The sequence below is a fragment of the Pseudomonas sp. 05N36 genome (assembly GCF_056397385.1).
Genome location: NZ_JBFTNH010000021.1, coordinates 1 through 14250, shown reverse-complemented (window position 1 = coordinate 14250; position 14250 = coordinate 1). Strand labels below are relative to the sequence as shown.

Here is a 14250-nt window from a genome sequence, read left to right as displayed (position 1 = left end):
GAAACATTATGTACTTGACGCCTCAGCATGTATTGCTCGCTGGAGCCACCGGCCTGGTCGGTGAACACTTACTCGATCGGCTGCTCAACGAACCGACCATCAGCCGCGTACTGGCACCGTCACGCCGACCTCTGGCTGAACATCCTCATCTGGAAAACCCGGTTGGCGATCCGGCGGTACTTCTCCCCCAACTCAGTGGCCGCGTCGACATTGCCTACTGCTGCCTGGGCACGACGATCAAACAGGCCGGCTCCGAACAAGCCTTTCGCGCAGTCGATCTGGACCTGGTGGTGGCGTTTGCCAAACGCGCACGGGAAATGGGCGCACGGCACTTGATCGTGATCAGCGCCCTGGGGGCTGATCGCAGATCCTCGGTTTTCTACAACCGGGTCAAGGGCGAGATGGAATACGCATTGCGCGCACAGAACTGGCCGCAACTGACCATCTGCCGGCCTTCCCTGCTACTGGGTGATCGCCTTGAACCGCGACTCGCCGAACAACTGGCAGGCCCGCTGTCCAAACTGATTCCAGGCAAATACCACGGCATCGAAGCCTGCCAACTGGCCCGCGCCATGTGGCGCCTGGCGCTGGAAGAACAGGATGGCTTGCGGATTGTCGAGTCGGACGAGTTGCGCAAGTTAGGCAAATAGATCGGCAGTGACGAATCGTCCGTCATCGCGAGCAGGCTCGCTCCTACATTGATTTTATGTCGCTCACAGATCCAGTGTGGGAGCGAGCCTGCTCGCGATAGAGCGCGGCAGCGCTCTGTTACAACCCGCCAGTCGCCTGAAACCCAACCCCTAACACCGTCAACACCGACAGCGGCAACAGCAGCGTGTCGAGCAGCGCGCTGGCCGGTAGGTCGAGGCCGGGGTAGCTCGGTGCTTCGGCACCAAAATGATCCTTGGCGCAGCAACCGCCGTCCAACGCGTACAGGTCAAGGCGCATCCCCGAGTACACCACTGGCGCGCCAGGCTTGGCCGCGTCCAATGTACGCACGGTGGCACAGCCGCCCAATTGCAGGGCGAGCAGAAGACTCAATAGCTTATTCATCACTGCTCAAATGGTGCTCGCCCCAACGTGGCAGCATGTCTTGCGGGATGTTCAACAGATTGAGAATCCGCGCCACGACAAAGTCCACCAGATCATCGATGGTCTGCGGCTGGTGATAGAAACCCGGCGAGGCCGGCAAAATGGTCACGCCCATGTTCGACAGCTTGAGCATGTTTTCCAGGTGAATACTGGAGTACGGCGCCTCGCGCGGCACCAGAATCAACTGCCGGCGCTCTTTCAAGGTCACGTCGGCGGCGCGCTCGATCAGGTTGTTGCAGGCGCCTGTAGCAATTGCCGACAAAGTCCCGGTCGAGCACGGCACCACCACCATCGCAGCCGGCGAGCCGGAGCCCGAGGCCACGGGCGACATCCAGTCTTCCTTGCCATACACCCGAATCTGCCCGGCAGCCGCGCCGGTGTATTCGGTAAGGAAGGCCTGCATCATCTGCGGTTTCGGCGGCAGCGTAACGTCGGTCTCGGTGGCCATCACCAGTTGCGCCGCCTTGGAGATCAGGAAGTGCACCTCGCGGTCTTCGCGCACCAGGCAATCGAGCAGGCGCAAACCGTACTGGGCGCCGGAAGCGCCGGTCATGGCCAGCGTGATGCGATCCGGACCGTTACTCATTTAAGCGCCTCGGCCAATTTGCCATGCAGGCCGCCGAAGCCGCCGTTGCTCATGATCACCACGTGAGTACCCGGTTTGGCCTGGCTTTTCACCTGCTCGATAATCCCATCCAGCGAGTCGCAGACCATCGACGGCACGGTGCACAGCGCAGCAACGGCGGGCAAGTCCCAGCCGAGGTTGGCCGGTGCATACCAGATCACCTGATCGGCATCGACCACGCTTTCCGGCAAACCGTCACGGTGCGCACCGAGCTTCATCGAGTTGGAACGCGGTTCGATAATCGCGATCAACGGGGCGTCGCCGATGCGTTTGCGCAGACCGTCGAGGGTGGTCGCAATGGCGGTCGGATGGTGAGCGAAGTCGTCGTAGATGGTGACGCCGTGAACTTCAGCGACTTTTTCCATACGGCGCTTGACGCTCTTGAACGCGCTCAACGCGGCGATGCCCATACTCGGCACCACGCCCACATGCCGTGCGGCCGCCAGAGTCGCCAAGGCATTGGCAACGTTGTGCTGGCCGGTCATGTCCCACTCAACCACGCCTTGGGCGACGCCTTCGAACATCACTTCAAACTTCGAGCCGTCTTCGCTGAGCAACTTGACCTGCCACTGCCCGCCTGCGCCGGTGGTTTGCACCGGGGTCCAGCAACCCATTTCGATCACGCGCTGCAACGCAGGTTCGGTGGTCGGGTGGATCACCAGGCCTTCGCTCGGGATGGTCCGCACCAAGTGGTGGAACTGTCGTTCGATGGCCGGCAGATCGGGGAAGATGTCGGCGTGATCGAACTCAAGGTTATTGAGGATCGCGGTACGCGGACGGTAGTGAACGAATTTCGAACGCTTGTCAAAGAAGGCGCTGTCGTATTCATCGGCTTCGATCACGAAGAATGGCGTGTCACCCAGACGCGCCGATACCGAGAAGTTCTGCGGCACGCCACCAATCAAAAAGCCCGGGCTCATGCCGGCGTGTTCCAACACCCAGGCGAGCATGCTGCTGGTGGTGGTCTTGCCGTGAGTGCCGGCAACCGCCAGCACCCAGCGACCTTGCAGCACGTGGTCGGCCAGCCATTGCGGACCGGAGACGTACGGCAGGCCTTTGTTCAAGACGTATTCGACCGCCGGGTTGCCGCGCGACATCGCATTGCCGATCACCACCAGATCCGGGGCCGGATCGAGTTGGGCGGGATCATAGCCTTGCGTCAGCTCGATGCCCTGCGCCTGCAGCTGAGTGCTCATCGGCGGGTAGACGTTGGCATCGGAGCCCGTCACATGATGGCCCAGCTCTTTGGCCAGGACTGCCATCGAACCCATGAAAGTGCCGCAAATACCCAGAATATGAATGTGCATAGTCAACCTCGTAAAACATCGAGGCAGGTTAGCGTAGGGAGGGGAAAATCGCACTCTTTAGTGAGATGACCACGACCACTGTGGCGAGGGAGCTTGCTCCCGCTGGACTGCGTAGCAGTCCCATTTTTAGGGCCGCTYCGCGCCCCAGCGGGAGCAAGCTCCCTCGCCACAAAAGTGTGCTCCGTGCGGTTTAACGGGCTATTCCGTGCTTGCGCAGTTTTCTATAGAGGGTGTTGCGGCTGACTCCCAGCTGTTCAGCCGTATGGGTCATGTGCCAACGCTGCTGCTCCAGCGCATTGAGCAACGCCAGGCGTTCGGCATCGTCCAGCGGATATTCGGACACCTCTTCCAGCTGCGCCAACACTGGAGCCGGTCGGGCCTGGCGAATAATCGCCGGCAAATCCCCAACCCCGATCCGCCCGTCATCGCATAATGCCGCCAGGGTCCGCAGCACATTGCGCAATTGCCGCACGTTACCCGGCCAGGCGTAGTCGAGCAGCGCCTGTCGCGCCGCAGCGTCAATCAGCACCGCCTCCCCGCCCGACTCTTCAGCCAGCAAAAAGTCCAGCAACTGGGATTTGTCGCTGCGTTCGCGCAACGCCGGCAAAGCGATTTCCAGGCCATTGAGGCGGTAATACAAATCTTCGCGGAAACTACCGTCCTGTACCCGCTCGAGCAAATTCCGGTGAGTGGCGCTGATGATCCGCACGTTGACCGGCAGCGGCTCGCCGCCGATCGGCACCACCTGCCGATCTTCCAGCACCCTTAATAGTCGGGTTTGCAGTGCCAGCGGCATGTCACCGATTTCGTCGAGGAACAGTGTGCCGCCATCGGCCTGCTGCAACTTGCCGCGCATGCCTTCTTTTCGCGCACCGGTGAAACTGCCGCCGCGATAGCCGAACAGTTCGCTCTCGATCAGGCTTTCCGGGATCGCCGCACAGTTGAGCGCGACGAAGGCTTTGTCGGCGCGCTGACTGGCCTGGTGCACGGCCTTCGCGAAGGCTTCTTTACCTGAGCCGGTTTCACCGTTGATCAGCAGTGGCACATCACGTTCGAAGACCCGCAAGGCTTTACGAAAATCAGCCTGCAGCCCTTCATCTCCCAGGCAAATGCCCGTAAGAACCGGACGCTCGGCAATGAGCGGCGGTTGCAGCACCGGGGTCGGGATGCTGCGGGGCTGGCCGCGCAGCAGCGCAAACAGCACCCGCCCGTCGCGGGTGCGCAGTGGCCAACTGGCGCTGGCATTGACGCTCGCACGCCCCAGCAGTTCGTCCAGCGAGCAATCGAAAAACGCCTCGACCGGTTGACCCAGCAACCCGCCACGAATATGCCCCAGCAGGTTCAACGCGCTCTGATTGACCGCGCTGATCCGCCCTTCGCCGTCGAACGCCAGCAACCCTTCGCTGAACAGCCCGACCGACTCGGCCTGCAAGTGAAAGCGCAGCAGCCATTGATTGTCGAAGTAACGCAGGAAGTAGCAGCTCTCGATCATCTTCGCCGAGAGGTTGACCAGCGCCATGGTGTGGAACTGGCTCTGACGCGAGACATCGTGGCGCGCCGACGAAACGTCGAGCACCGCCAGCAGTTCGCCATGCGGGTCGAACACCGGGCTCGCCGAACAGGTCAGTCCTGTATGACGTCCCCGAAAATGCTCATCCTGGTGAATGGTCAGCGACTGCCGCTCCACCAGGCAGGTGCCGATGCCATTGGTGCCTTCGCAAGCTTCGCTCCAGTCGGCACCGAGCCACAGGCCTGCGCGCTCGAAAATCTTCCGTTCGGCAGGTGCGGTGACACAGTTGAGGATCACCCCGCGGGCGTCGGTCAACAGCACGGCGTGACCGGCACCGGAAAGTTGTTGATGCAGGCTGGTCATTTCACCGCCGGCAATCTGCAGGACTTGCTGCAAGCGCTCGCGACTCTCCAGCACACGACCGTGTTCAAGCACCGTCGGCGCCATCGTCAGGGCCGGGTCGAGGTGATAATCCTCAAGACAACGCAGCCAGGAACGGGCGATGGACGGATCGCTACCCGGACCGTGCAAATGGGATTTGCCTTGGGTCACGGTCAAGACTTGCTGGGCATGGCGACTCAAATGGTTGCTGTGCATTTTTTATTATTCTCTCCGAACACTGTGCTGGGCCCAATGAAGGACTGTCACCACCTTGTGGCGCCCAGCATCCTCCTGCCTCGATTGCTTTGCAATGCTGGCAAGACCACCCGGTCACAGGCTGTGCCACAAGCGGTACAAACTGTCACAGGCGCCGTACCGCATCTGTCACACGTCCTGTATCACCACCCTCTCAAAAAAACCGTAAGCCCTTGATTTACCTGACCTGCAAAGCACTGGCCCGACCTTTGCTCTACGCTTCTCAAGCGCTTATTGCGCGTACTCCCTTATAAGCACAAAAGCCAAGGAGATACTCACCATGCGTTACGCTCACCCAGGTACTGAAGGCGCTATCGTTTCGTTCAAGAGTAAATACGGCAACTACATCGGCGGCGAATTCGTCGCGCCTGTCAAAGGTCAGTACTTCACCAATACCTCCCCGGTCAACGGCCAACCGATTGCCGAATTCCCCCGCTCCACGGCCGAAGACATCGAAAAAGCCCTGGACGCTGCCCATGCAGCCGCCGATGCCTGGGGCAGCACTTCTGCTCAGGCGCGCTCGCTGGTGCTGCTGAAAATCGCCGACCGCATCGAGCAAAACCTCGAAGTCCTGGCAATCACCGAAAGCTGGGACAACGGCAAAGCCGTACGTGAAACCCTCAACGCCGACATCCCGCTGGCCGCTGACCACTTCCGCTACTTCGCCGGTTGCCTGCGTGCTCAGGAAGGCAGTGCCGCGGAAATCGACGGCAACACCGTGGCCTATCACATTCACGAACCGCTGGGCGTGGTCGGGCAGATCATCCCGTGGAACTTCCCGATCCTGATGGCCGCCTGGAAACTTGCCCCGGCACTGGCCGCCGGCAACTGCGTGGTGCTCAAGCCCGCCGAGCAAACCCCGCTGGGCATTACCGTGCTGCTGGAGCTGATCGGCGACCTGCTGCCGCCTGGCGTGCTGAACGTCGTGCAAGGTTTCGGCAAAGAAGCCGGTGAAGCCCTGGCCACCAGCAAACGCATTGCCAAAATTGCCTTTACCGGCTCGACGCCGGTCGGCTCGCACATCATGAAATGCGCTGCCGAAAACATCATTCCGTCCACCGTGGAACTGGGCGGCAAATCGCCGAACATCTTCTTCGAAGACATCATGCAGGCTGAATCGACCTTCATCGAGAAAGCCGCCGAAGGTCTGGTGCTGGCGTTCTTCAACCAGGGCGAAGTCTGCACCTGCCCGTCCCGCGCACTGGTGCAAGAGTCGATCTACGACGACTTCATGAAAGTGGTGATGAAGAAGGTCCTGCAAATCAAACGTGGCGACCCGCTGGACACCGACACCATGGTCGGCGCCCAGGCGTCCGAGCAGCAATTCGACAAGATCCTTTCGTACCTGGAAATCGCTAAAGGCGAAGGTGCCGAGTTGCTGACCGGCGGCAAGGTGGAAAAACTCGAGGGCAACCTGGCGACCGGCTATTACATCCAGCCGACCCTGCTCAAGGGCACCAACAAAATGCGCGTGTTCCAGGAAGAAATCTTCGGCCCAGTGGTGAGCATCACCACCTTCAAGGACGAAGCCGAAGCCCTGGCGATTGCCAACGACACCGAGTTCGGCCTCGGCGCCGGCCTCTGGACCCGCGACATCAACCGCGCCTACCGCATGGGCCGGGCGATCAAGGCCGGTCGCGTCTGGACCAACTGCTACCACCTGTACCCGGCTCACGCTGCGTTCGGCGGTTACAAGAAGTCCGGCGTTGGTCGTGAAACCCACAAAATGATGCTCGATCACTACCAGCAAACCAAAAACCTGCTGGTGAGCTACGACATCAATCCGTTGGGCTTCTTCTAAAAACCGGGGGCGGCACAGGTATTCCTGTGTCGCCCTGCAAATGGCTATCGCGAGCAGGCTCGCTCCCACAGTGGTTCTCCGGCGTTCATAGAACTCATGTGGGAGCGGGCTTGCTCGCGAAGGCGCCTTAACTGACACACCGAACATCGCCCTGCCGCTCTGGCACGGGCTTTGCGTGCCCGCTCGACAGATTAACCGCTGCGTGAACAGCGTCGATCCACCCAAACCGCCACACCCGAAAGTCCAACAGATCGAACAATAAAAAACAGAGAGGACTTATGACTTCTTCAACAACGCTCAAACCCACACTCGGCACCTTGCACCTATGGGGCATTGCCGTCGGCCTGGTGATTTCCGGCGAATACTTCGGCTGGAGTTATGGCTGGGGCACCGCAGGCACCCTGGGGTTCCTCGTCACCGCGTTGATGGTGGCGACGATGTACACCTGCTTCATCTTCAGTTTCACCGAACTCACCACCGCGATTCCCCACGCTGGCGGGCCATTTGCCTACAGCCGACGGGCGTTTGGTGAAAAAGGCGGCTTGATCGCCGGGATCGCCACGCTGATCGAGTTCGTCTTCGCGCCACCGGCCATTGCGATGGCCATCGGCGCCTACCTGAACGTGCAATACCCGGATCTRGACCCGAAAATCGCCGCGGTCGGCGCCTACTTCGTGTTCATGGGCCTGAACATCCTCGGCGTCAGCATTGCCGCGACCTTCGAGCTGGTGGTGACCGTTCTGGCGGTAGCCGAACTGCTGGTGTTCATGGGCGTGGTTGCACCGGGCTTCAGCTTCAGCAATTTCGTGCTCAACGGCTGGTCCGGCTCCAATGAGTTCACGGTCGCCTCGATCCCCGGCATTTTTGCGGCGATCCCCTTCGCGATCTGGTTCTTCCTTGCCATCGAAGGCGCGGCCATGGCTGCCGAAGAAGCCAAGGACCCGAAACGCACCATTCCACGGGCCTACGTCAGCGGCATCCTGACCCTGGTGTTCCTGGCGATCGGCGTGATGGTGATGGCCGGCGGTGTGGGCGACTGGCGCCAACTGGCGAACATCAACGATCCACTGCCTCAGGCCATGAAAGCCGTGGTCGGCAACAACTCCAGCTGGATGCACATGCTGGTGTGGATCGGTTTGTTCGGTCTGGTGGCGAGCTTCCACGGGATCATCCTCGGCTACTCGCGCCAGTTCTTCGCCCTCGCTCGCGCCGGCTACCTGCCCCGCGGCCTGGCCAAGCTCTCGCGTTTCCAGACCCCGCATCGGGCGATTCTGGCTGGTGGCGTGATCGGCATCGCGGCGATCTACAGCGACGGGCTGGTCAACCTGCAAGGCATGACCCTGACCGCCGCGATGATCACCATGTCGGTGTTCGGCGCCATCGTGATGTACATCATCAGCATGCTCAGCCTGTTCAAACTGCGCAAAACCGAGCCATTGCTGGAACGTACCTTCCGCGCCCCGGGTTATCCGATCGTGCCGGGGATTGCGCTGTTCCTGGCGGTGGTCTGCCTGGTGGCGATGGCCTGGTTCAACACCTTGATCGGAATGATTTTCCTCGGTTTCATGGTCGCAGGCTTCATCTACTTCCAGTTGACCGCCAAACAGCGCTTCGACGCCCCGGCGGACGCGATGCTTACGGGTATCTGAGTTGCACCGGCGCCGGGCAGTTTTCCCGGCGCCTGCATTTTTGAAGTGCACTGAGATCCAGTGTGGGAGCGAGCCTGCTCGCGATAGCGGTCTGACATCCGGCACATGCGCTGAATGACACACCGCTATCGCGAGCAGGCTCGCTCCCACAGGGAATGGTCAGTGTTATCAAGACGTGTACACATCAAGAGGACACCGCTCATGGCTGCATTTGCCCATACCGTCGGCGCCCGGACCTACCGTTTCGATGGCCTCAAGGAAGTCATGGCCAAGGCCAGCCCGGCACGCTCCGGGGACTTTCTGGCCGGCGTCGCCGCCCTGAACGATGGCGAGCGGGTCGCCGCGCAAATGACCTTGGCTGACATCCCGCTCAAGCATTTCCTGCAAGAAGTACTGATCCCCTACGAATCCGATGAAGTCACCCGGCTGATCATCGACACCCACGATGCCCGCGCCTTTTCGACCGTCAGCCACCTGACCGTCGGCGGTTTTCGCGACTGGCTGCTCAGCGATGCGGCCGACGAGCAGAGCCTGCGGGCGCTGGCCCCTGGCCTGACCCCGGAAATGGCCGCTGCCGTGTCGAAGATCATGCGCGTGCAGGATCTGGTGCTGGTGGCGCAGAAGATCCGCGTGGTGACTCAGTTTCGCGGCACCATGGGCCTGCGCGGGCGCCTGTCGACCCGCCTGCAACCCAACCACCCTACCGACGAACCCGCCGGGATTGCCGCGAGCATTCTCGACGGCCTGCTCTACGGCAACGGCGACGCGATGATCGGCATCAACCCGGCCACCGACAGCATCGCCTCGATCTGCGCCATGCTGGAAATGCTCGATGCGGTCATCCAGCGCTACGAAATCCCGACCCAAGCCTGCGTGCTGACCCACGTCACCACCTCCATCGAAGCGATCAACCGTGGCGTGCCGCTGGACCTGGTGTTCCAGTCGATCGCCGGCACCGAAGCGGCCAACGCCAGTTTCGGCATCAGCCTGAGCGTGCTGCAGGAAGGGTATGAAGCAGGTTTGAGCCTCAATCGCGGCACCTTGGGGCAAAACCTGATGTATTTCGAAACCGGCCAGGGCAGCGCGCTGTCGGCCAACGCCCATCACGGCATCGACCAACAGACCTGCGAAACCCGCGCCTACGCCGTGGCACGGCACTTCAAGCCGTTTCTGGTGAACACCGTGGTCGGCTTCATCGGCCCGGAATACCTCTACAACGGCAAACAGATCATCCGCGCGGGCCTCGAAGACCACTTCTGCGGCAAGTTGCTCGGTGTGCCGATGGGTTGCGACATCTGCTACACCAACCACGCCGAAGCCGATCAGGACGACATGGACACCCTGCTGACGCTGCTCGGCGTGGCCGGGATCAACTTCATCATGGGCATCCCCGGTTCCGACGACATCATGCTCAACTACCAGACCACGTCGTTCCACGACGCGCTCTACGCGCGCCAGACCCTGGGTCTGAAACCGGCACCCGAGTTTGAGCGGTGGCTGGCACATATGGGCATCTTCACCCAAGGTGACGGCAAGGTGCACTTCGGCAACAACCTGCCGCCGGCCTTCCGCCAGGCCATGGCGCAACTGGGATGAGTGATCTGCTGATGGATAAACCAACTGTCGACCCGCAAAACCCCTGGCTGGGACTGCGCCGCCTGACTCCGGCACGCATCGCCCTGGGTCGTACCGGCACCAGCATGCCGACCAGCGCGCAACTGGATTTCCAGTACGCCCACGCCGAGGCGCGCGATGCCGTGCACCTGCCCTTCGACCATGCCGGGCTCAGCCAGCAACTGGCCGAGCGCGGACGCGACAGTCTGCTGCTGCACAGCGCCGCCAGCGATCGCCACAGTTATCTGCAACGGCCGGACCTGGGGCGCAAGTTGAGTGATGAGTCCGCGCAAAAACTGCGCGAACACGCGCTGGCCAACCCGGGCGGCGTTGATCTGGCGATCGTCGTGGCCGACGGCCTGTCGGCGCTGGCAGTGCACCGGCACACCTTGCCGTTTCTGACACGCATGGAAGAACAGACTCACGCCGAAAGCTGGTCATTGTCGCCGGTGATTCTGGTGGAACAGGGTCGCGTCGCCGTGGCTGACGAAATCGGCGAATTGCTCGGCGCAAAAATGGTCGTGATCCTGATCGGCGAACGCCCTGGACTCAGCTCGCCAGACAGCTTGGGCTTGTATTTCACCTACAATCCAAAGGTCGGCCTGACGGACGCCTATCGCAACTGTATTTCCAACGTCCGCCTTGAAGGTTTGAGCTATGGCATGGCGGCACACCGTTTGCTGTACCTGATGCGTGAAGCCTGTCGACGGCAGTTGTCGGGGGTTAACCTGAAAGACGAAGCCCAGGTCCAGACTATTGGGTCGAAAGATGACGCTGATATGAAAGGAAATTTCCTACTGAGCCTGCCGGATGCCTGACCCGTATTCGAATTGCGTTTTTGATCCGCTTTCAGGCAGAGTCGACGAACGGCTGCCCGAGTAGTGAACCGATTGCCGTCGTATCCACTGGAAACTGCCGCCCTATCTACTTGAAAGTTGAGGCCTAGCATGCGGATTACTCAAGCAACCCTCGAGCACCTGGACCTTCTGACACCGTTGTTCGTCAAATACCGCGAGTTTTATGGCTCGCTGCCTTATCCAGACTCGTCCCGGGCCTTTCTGGAAAAGCGCCTGCGGCGCAAGGAGTCGGTGATTTATCTGGCCCTGCCCGATGATGACGACAACAAACTGCTGGGGTTTTGCCAGCTGTACCCAAGCTTTTCGTCCCTGTCGCTCAAGCGCGTGTGGATCCTCAACGACATCTACGTCGCCGAAGACGCCCGCCGCCAACTGGTTGCCGACAACCTGATGCGCACCGCAAAGAAAATGGCCAAGGAAACCCAGGCTGTGCGCATGCGCGTGTCCACCAGCAGCGACAACAAAATTGCGCAGAAAACCTACGAATCCATCGGGTTTCGCGAAGACACCGAGTTCAAGAACTACGTCTTGCCGATCAGCGAAGAACTCTGAGCCAGACTCTGTGGGCGAGCCTGCTCGCGATTCAGACGCCTCGGTGTGTCAGTCATACCGAGTCGATGCTATCGCGAGCAGGCTCGCTCCCACAAAGTTCAGTACCGAACCACCGATCCGACTTGGAAATCCCTCGCTACAAACTCGACACGCTTTTCACCTTTCAGTCCGTATAATCACGAACCTCACGGGCTGTAAGAAAAACTCCACAGCCCTGTAGCCCATTTTCCAAAATATTCGCACAGGCCTGCTGAGTCGGGTCGTTACCACAGGTGCCCACCATGGATTTCAACCCGATCGACCTAATCCTGCATCTCGATGTCTACCTCGATTTGCTGGTGACCAACTACGGGCCATGGATCTACGCCATCCTGTTCATGGTGATTTTCTGCGAAACCGGCCTGGTGGTGATGCCATTCCTGCCGGGCGATTCGTTGTTGTTCATCGCCGGCGCGGTAGCGGCCGGTGGCGGCATGGACCCGGTACTGCTGGGCGGCTTGTTGATGCTGGCGGCGATTCTCGGTGACAGCACCAACTACCTAGTCGGGCGAACAGCCGGTGAAAAGTTGTTCAGCAATCCGAATTCGAAGATCTTCCGTCGCGATTACCTGCAGCAAACCCATGACTTCTACGACAAGCATGGCGGCAAGACCGTGACCCTGGCGCGCTTCCTGCCGATCATCCGGACCTTCGCACCGTTCGTCGCCGGCGTCGGCAAAATGCCTTACCCGCGTTTCTTCGCCTTCAGCGTGTTCGGCACCGTCCTCTGGGTCGGCGGCCTGGTGACCCTGGGTTATTTCTTCGGTAACGTGCCGTTCATCAAGAAGAACCTGTCGTTGCTGGTCGTGGGCATCATCCTGCTGTCGCTGGTGCCGATGATCATTGGCGTGATCCGCAACCGCCTGGCCAACGCGAGCTCCAAAGCCGCGTCGCGCTGAGCGTCCATGTGGTTCCTCAACGCCTGGCGCCGCCGGCGTACGCTGACCAAGCACCCCGTTGCCGATGAAACCTGGCAGCGGGTGCGCCAACACCTGAGTTTTCTCGACGGCCTCAGCGAGGCCGAAGACCACTGGCTGCGCGAAGCCGCCGTGCTCTTTCTGCAAGAAAAACACCTGACCTGCCTGCCCGGCGTCGAACTGCACCAGGAGCAGCGCCTGCTGCTTGCCGCGCAGGCGCAATTGCCGCTGCTGCACCTGGGCGATTTGAACTGGTATCAGGGTTTCCACGAAATCGTGCTCTATCCCGACGACTTCCTCAGCCCGCAGCGCCATCGCGATGCCAGCGGCGTCGAGCATGAATGGAACGGCGAGCACAGCGGCGAAGCCTGGCAACAGGGGCCGATCATTCTGGCCTGGCCGGGCGTGATGGCCAGCGGGGGCTGGGAAGGCTACAACCTGGTGATCCACGAACTGGCGCACAAACTCGACATGCTCAACGGCAATGCCAACGGCTTGCCGCCGCTGCACAGCGACATGCGCGTCAGTGAGTGGGCGAAAGTCATGCAACAGGCCTACGACGACCTTAATCGCCAACTGGATCGCCATCCGCACGCCAACACCGCCATCGACCCTTATGCGGCGGAAAACCCGGCCGAGTTCTTCGCCGTCACCAGCGAATACTTCTTCAGCGCCCCGGATCTGTTGCACGCCACTTATCCACAGGTCTATCAGCAACTGCAGCTGTTTTACCGCCAGGACCCGCTGGCCAGGCTTGAGCAACTGCAAGCCACCCATCCGGGCTATCAGGCACACGACTAGCTTCCTGCCTGGGTCTATACGACCTCTGGTACGTGGCGCAGGCGACGGAATATGCCTATAATCGCCGCCACTTTTTGGTCAATCCGGCCAAGTCATTTGGCCACTTACGGGGGCACCGCCCAATGAGCTACAGCAAGATTCCGGCTGGCAAAGACCTGCCGAACGACATCTACGTCGCGATCGAGATTCCGGCCAACCACGCGCCGATCAAATACGAAATCGACAAAGACAGCGATTGCCTGTTCGTTGACCGTTTCATGGCCACCCCAATGTTCTACCCGGCCAACTACGGTTACATCCCGAACACCCTGGCAGACGACGGTGATCCCCTCGACGTGCTGGTCGTGACCCCTTACCCGGTTGCTCCAGGCTCGGTGATCCGCGCGCGTCCAGTCGGCATCCTGAACATGACCGACGACGGCGGCGGCGATGCCAAAGTCATCGCTGTTCCACACGACAAGCTGTCCCAGCTGTACGTCGACGTGAAGGAATACACCGACCTGCCAGCGCTGCTGATTCAGCAGATCGAGCACTTCTTTGCGAACTACAAAGATCTCGAAAAAGGCAAATGGGTGAAGATCGAAGGCTGGGACGGCGCAGATGCCGCTCGCGCCGCGATCACCAAGTCGGTTGCTGCCTATAAAGGCTGAGACGGCCTTGGCTGAACGCCACTGACCTCTTGAAGAAACCCCGGTTATCCGGGGTTTAATGAGATGGTCAGCCTGACCGAGAAGCCCTGCAGGTTTACGCTTGCAGGGCTTTTCTCGTTTTCGGCGGAGGATCTCTCATGAACACGATGACGCTTCTCGGTATCGACATTGGCAAACATAGCTTCCACCTGCATGGCCAG

At 60.5% G+C, this 14250-nt stretch carries 13 protein-coding genes; 9 read left to right on the top strand and 4 right to left on the bottom strand.

Going from position 1 to position 14250, the window contains the following annotated elements:
• The first annotated feature begins 8 nt into the window (after nt 1–8).
• A complete protein-coding gene (locus AC1DIH_RS22660; protein ID WP_054594218.1) occupies nt 9–650 on the top strand; it encodes an oxidoreductase in 642 nt (213 codons plus the stop codon).
• A gap of 118 nt (nt 651–768) precedes the next feature.
• Here AC1DIH_RS22660 and AC1DIH_RS22655 read toward each other — a convergent pair whose 3' ends face one another.
• The 4 genes from AC1DIH_RS22655 to AC1DIH_RS22640 all read right to left on the bottom strand — a co-directional run bounded on the left by AC1DIH_RS22655 (nt 769) and on the right by AC1DIH_RS22640 (nt 5131).
• Nucleotides 769–1053 carry a YceK/YidQ family lipoprotein gene (locus AC1DIH_RS22655; protein ID WP_477773363.1) on the bottom strand — a complete coding sequence of 95 codons (285 nt, stop codon included), beginning with the start codon at nt 1051–1053 and terminating at the stop codon, nt 769–771.
• Entirely contained in the window at nt 1046–1678 is a 633-nt protein-coding gene (ubiX, locus tag AC1DIH_RS22650; RefSeq protein WP_019693823.1) for a flavin prenyltransferase UbiX, read from the bottom strand. Before ubiX ends, AC1DIH_RS22655 begins: the two co-directional genes overlap by 8 nt.
• On the bottom strand, nt 1675–3024 hold the full coding sequence (gene mpl / locus AC1DIH_RS22645; protein ID WP_103317538.1) for a UDP-N-acetylmuramate:L-alanyl-gamma-D-glutamyl-meso-diaminopimelate ligase: 1350 nt from the start codon (nt 3022–3024) through the stop codon (nt 1675–1677). The genes ubiX and mpl overlap by 4 nt, the downstream gene beginning before the upstream one ends.
• A gap of 190 nt (nt 3025–3214) precedes the next feature.
• Complete coding sequence (locus AC1DIH_RS22640; RefSeq protein ID WP_477773362.1) at nt 3215–5131, bottom strand: sigma-54-dependent Fis family transcriptional regulator; 1917 nt, start codon at nt 5129–5131, stop codon at nt 3215–3217.
• A 319-nt stretch (nt 5132–5450) separates the two neighbouring features.
• Between AC1DIH_RS22640 and exaC the strand changes: the two genes are divergently transcribed.
• The 8 genes from exaC to ppa all read left to right on the top strand — a co-directional run bounded on the left by exaC (nt 5451) and on the right by ppa (nt 14050).
• Nucleotides 5451–6971, top strand: a complete 1521-nt coding sequence (gene exaC, locus AC1DIH_RS22635; protein ID WP_477773361.1) for an acetaldehyde dehydrogenase ExaC — start codon at nt 5451–5453, stop codon at nt 6969–6971.
• Between the two features lie 278 nt (nt 6972–7249).
• Nucleotides 7250–8620, top strand: coding sequence for an ethanolamine permease (gene eat / locus AC1DIH_RS22630; protein WP_477768516.1), 1371 nt, complete (start codon nt 7250–7252; stop codon nt 8618–8620).
• Nucleotides 8621–8821: 201 nt separating this feature from the next.
• Entirely contained in the window at nt 8822–10216 is a 1395-nt protein-coding gene (locus AC1DIH_RS22625; RefSeq protein ID WP_477773360.1) for an ethanolamine ammonia-lyase subunit EutB, read from the top strand.
• 11 nt (nt 10217–10227) lie between these two features.
• The gene (gene eutC, locus AC1DIH_RS22620; protein ID WP_477773421.1) at nt 10228–11052 is read left to right on the top strand and encodes an ethanolamine ammonia-lyase subunit EutC; all 825 of its coding nucleotides are present in this window, start codon (nt 10228–10230) and stop codon (nt 11050–11052) included.
• Nucleotides 11053–11181: 129 nt separating this feature from the next.
• Nucleotides 11182–11643, top strand: a complete 462-nt coding sequence (locus tag AC1DIH_RS22615) for a GNAT family N-acetyltransferase (protein ID WP_054594225.1) — start codon at nt 11182–11184, stop codon at nt 11641–11643.
• 281 nt (nt 11644–11924) lie between these two features.
• On the top strand, nt 11925–12581 hold the full coding sequence (locus AC1DIH_RS22610; protein ID WP_427528589.1) for a DedA family protein: 657 nt from the start codon (nt 11925–11927) through the stop codon (nt 12579–12581).
• Nucleotides 12582–12587: 6 nt separating this feature from the next.
• Nucleotides 12588–13400, top strand: coding sequence for a M90 family metallopeptidase (locus tag AC1DIH_RS22605; RefSeq protein WP_477773359.1), 813 nt, complete (start codon nt 12588–12590; stop codon nt 13398–13400).
• A 122-nt stretch (nt 13401–13522) separates the two neighbouring features.
• Nucleotides 13523–14050 (top strand): inorganic diphosphatase, encoded by a 528-nt coding sequence (gene ppa / locus AC1DIH_RS22600; RefSeq protein WP_007933577.1) that lies wholly within the window; start codon nt 13523–13525, stop codon nt 14048–14050.
• The last annotated feature ends 200 nt before the right edge of the window (nt 14051–14250 follow it).

What these genes read in the sequence shown, in the direction of transcription:
- AC1DIH_RS22660 (WP_054594218.1), top strand. Translation starts at nt 9, where the DNA reads ATGTACTTGACGCCTCAGCATGTATTGCTCGCTGGAGCCACCGGCCTG.
- AC1DIH_RS22655 (WP_477773363.1), bottom strand. Translation starts at nt 1,053, where the DNA reads ATGAATAAGCTATTGAGTCTTCTGCTCGCCCTGCAATTGGGCGGCTGT.
- ubiX (WP_019693823.1), bottom strand. Translation starts at nt 1,678, where the DNA reads ATGAGTAACGGTCCGGATCGCATCACGCTGGCCATGACCGGCGCTTCC.
- mpl (WP_103317538.1), bottom strand. Translation starts at nt 3,024, where the DNA reads ATGCACATTCATATTCTGGGTATTTGCGGCACTTTCATGGGTTCGATG.
- AC1DIH_RS22640 (WP_477773362.1), bottom strand. Translation starts at nt 5,131, where the DNA reads ATGCACAGCAACCATTTGAGTCGCCATGCCCAGCAAGTCTTGACCGTG.
- exaC (WP_477773361.1), top strand. Translation starts at nt 5,451, where the DNA reads ATGCGTTACGCTCACCCAGGTACTGAAGGCGCTATCGTTTCGTTCAAG.
- AC1DIH_RS22625 (WP_477773360.1), top strand. Translation starts at nt 8,822, where the DNA reads ATGGCTGCATTTGCCCATACCGTCGGCGCCCGGACCTACCGTTTCGAT.
- eutC (WP_477773421.1), top strand. Translation starts at nt 10,228, where the DNA reads ATGGATAAACCAACTGTCGACCCGCAAAACCCCTGGCTGGGACTGCGC.
- AC1DIH_RS22615 (WP_054594225.1), top strand. Translation starts at nt 11,182, where the DNA reads ATGCGGATTACTCAAGCAACCCTCGAGCACCTGGACCTTCTGACACCG.
- AC1DIH_RS22610 (WP_427528589.1), top strand. Translation starts at nt 11,925, where the DNA reads ATGGATTTCAACCCGATCGACCTAATCCTGCATCTCGATGTCTACCTC.
- AC1DIH_RS22605 (WP_477773359.1), top strand. Translation starts at nt 12,588, where the DNA reads ATGTGGTTCCTCAACGCCTGGCGCCGCCGGCGTACGCTGACCAAGCAC.
- ppa (WP_007933577.1), top strand. Translation starts at nt 13,523, where the DNA reads ATGAGCTACAGCAAGATTCCGGCTGGCAAAGACCTGCCGAACGACATC.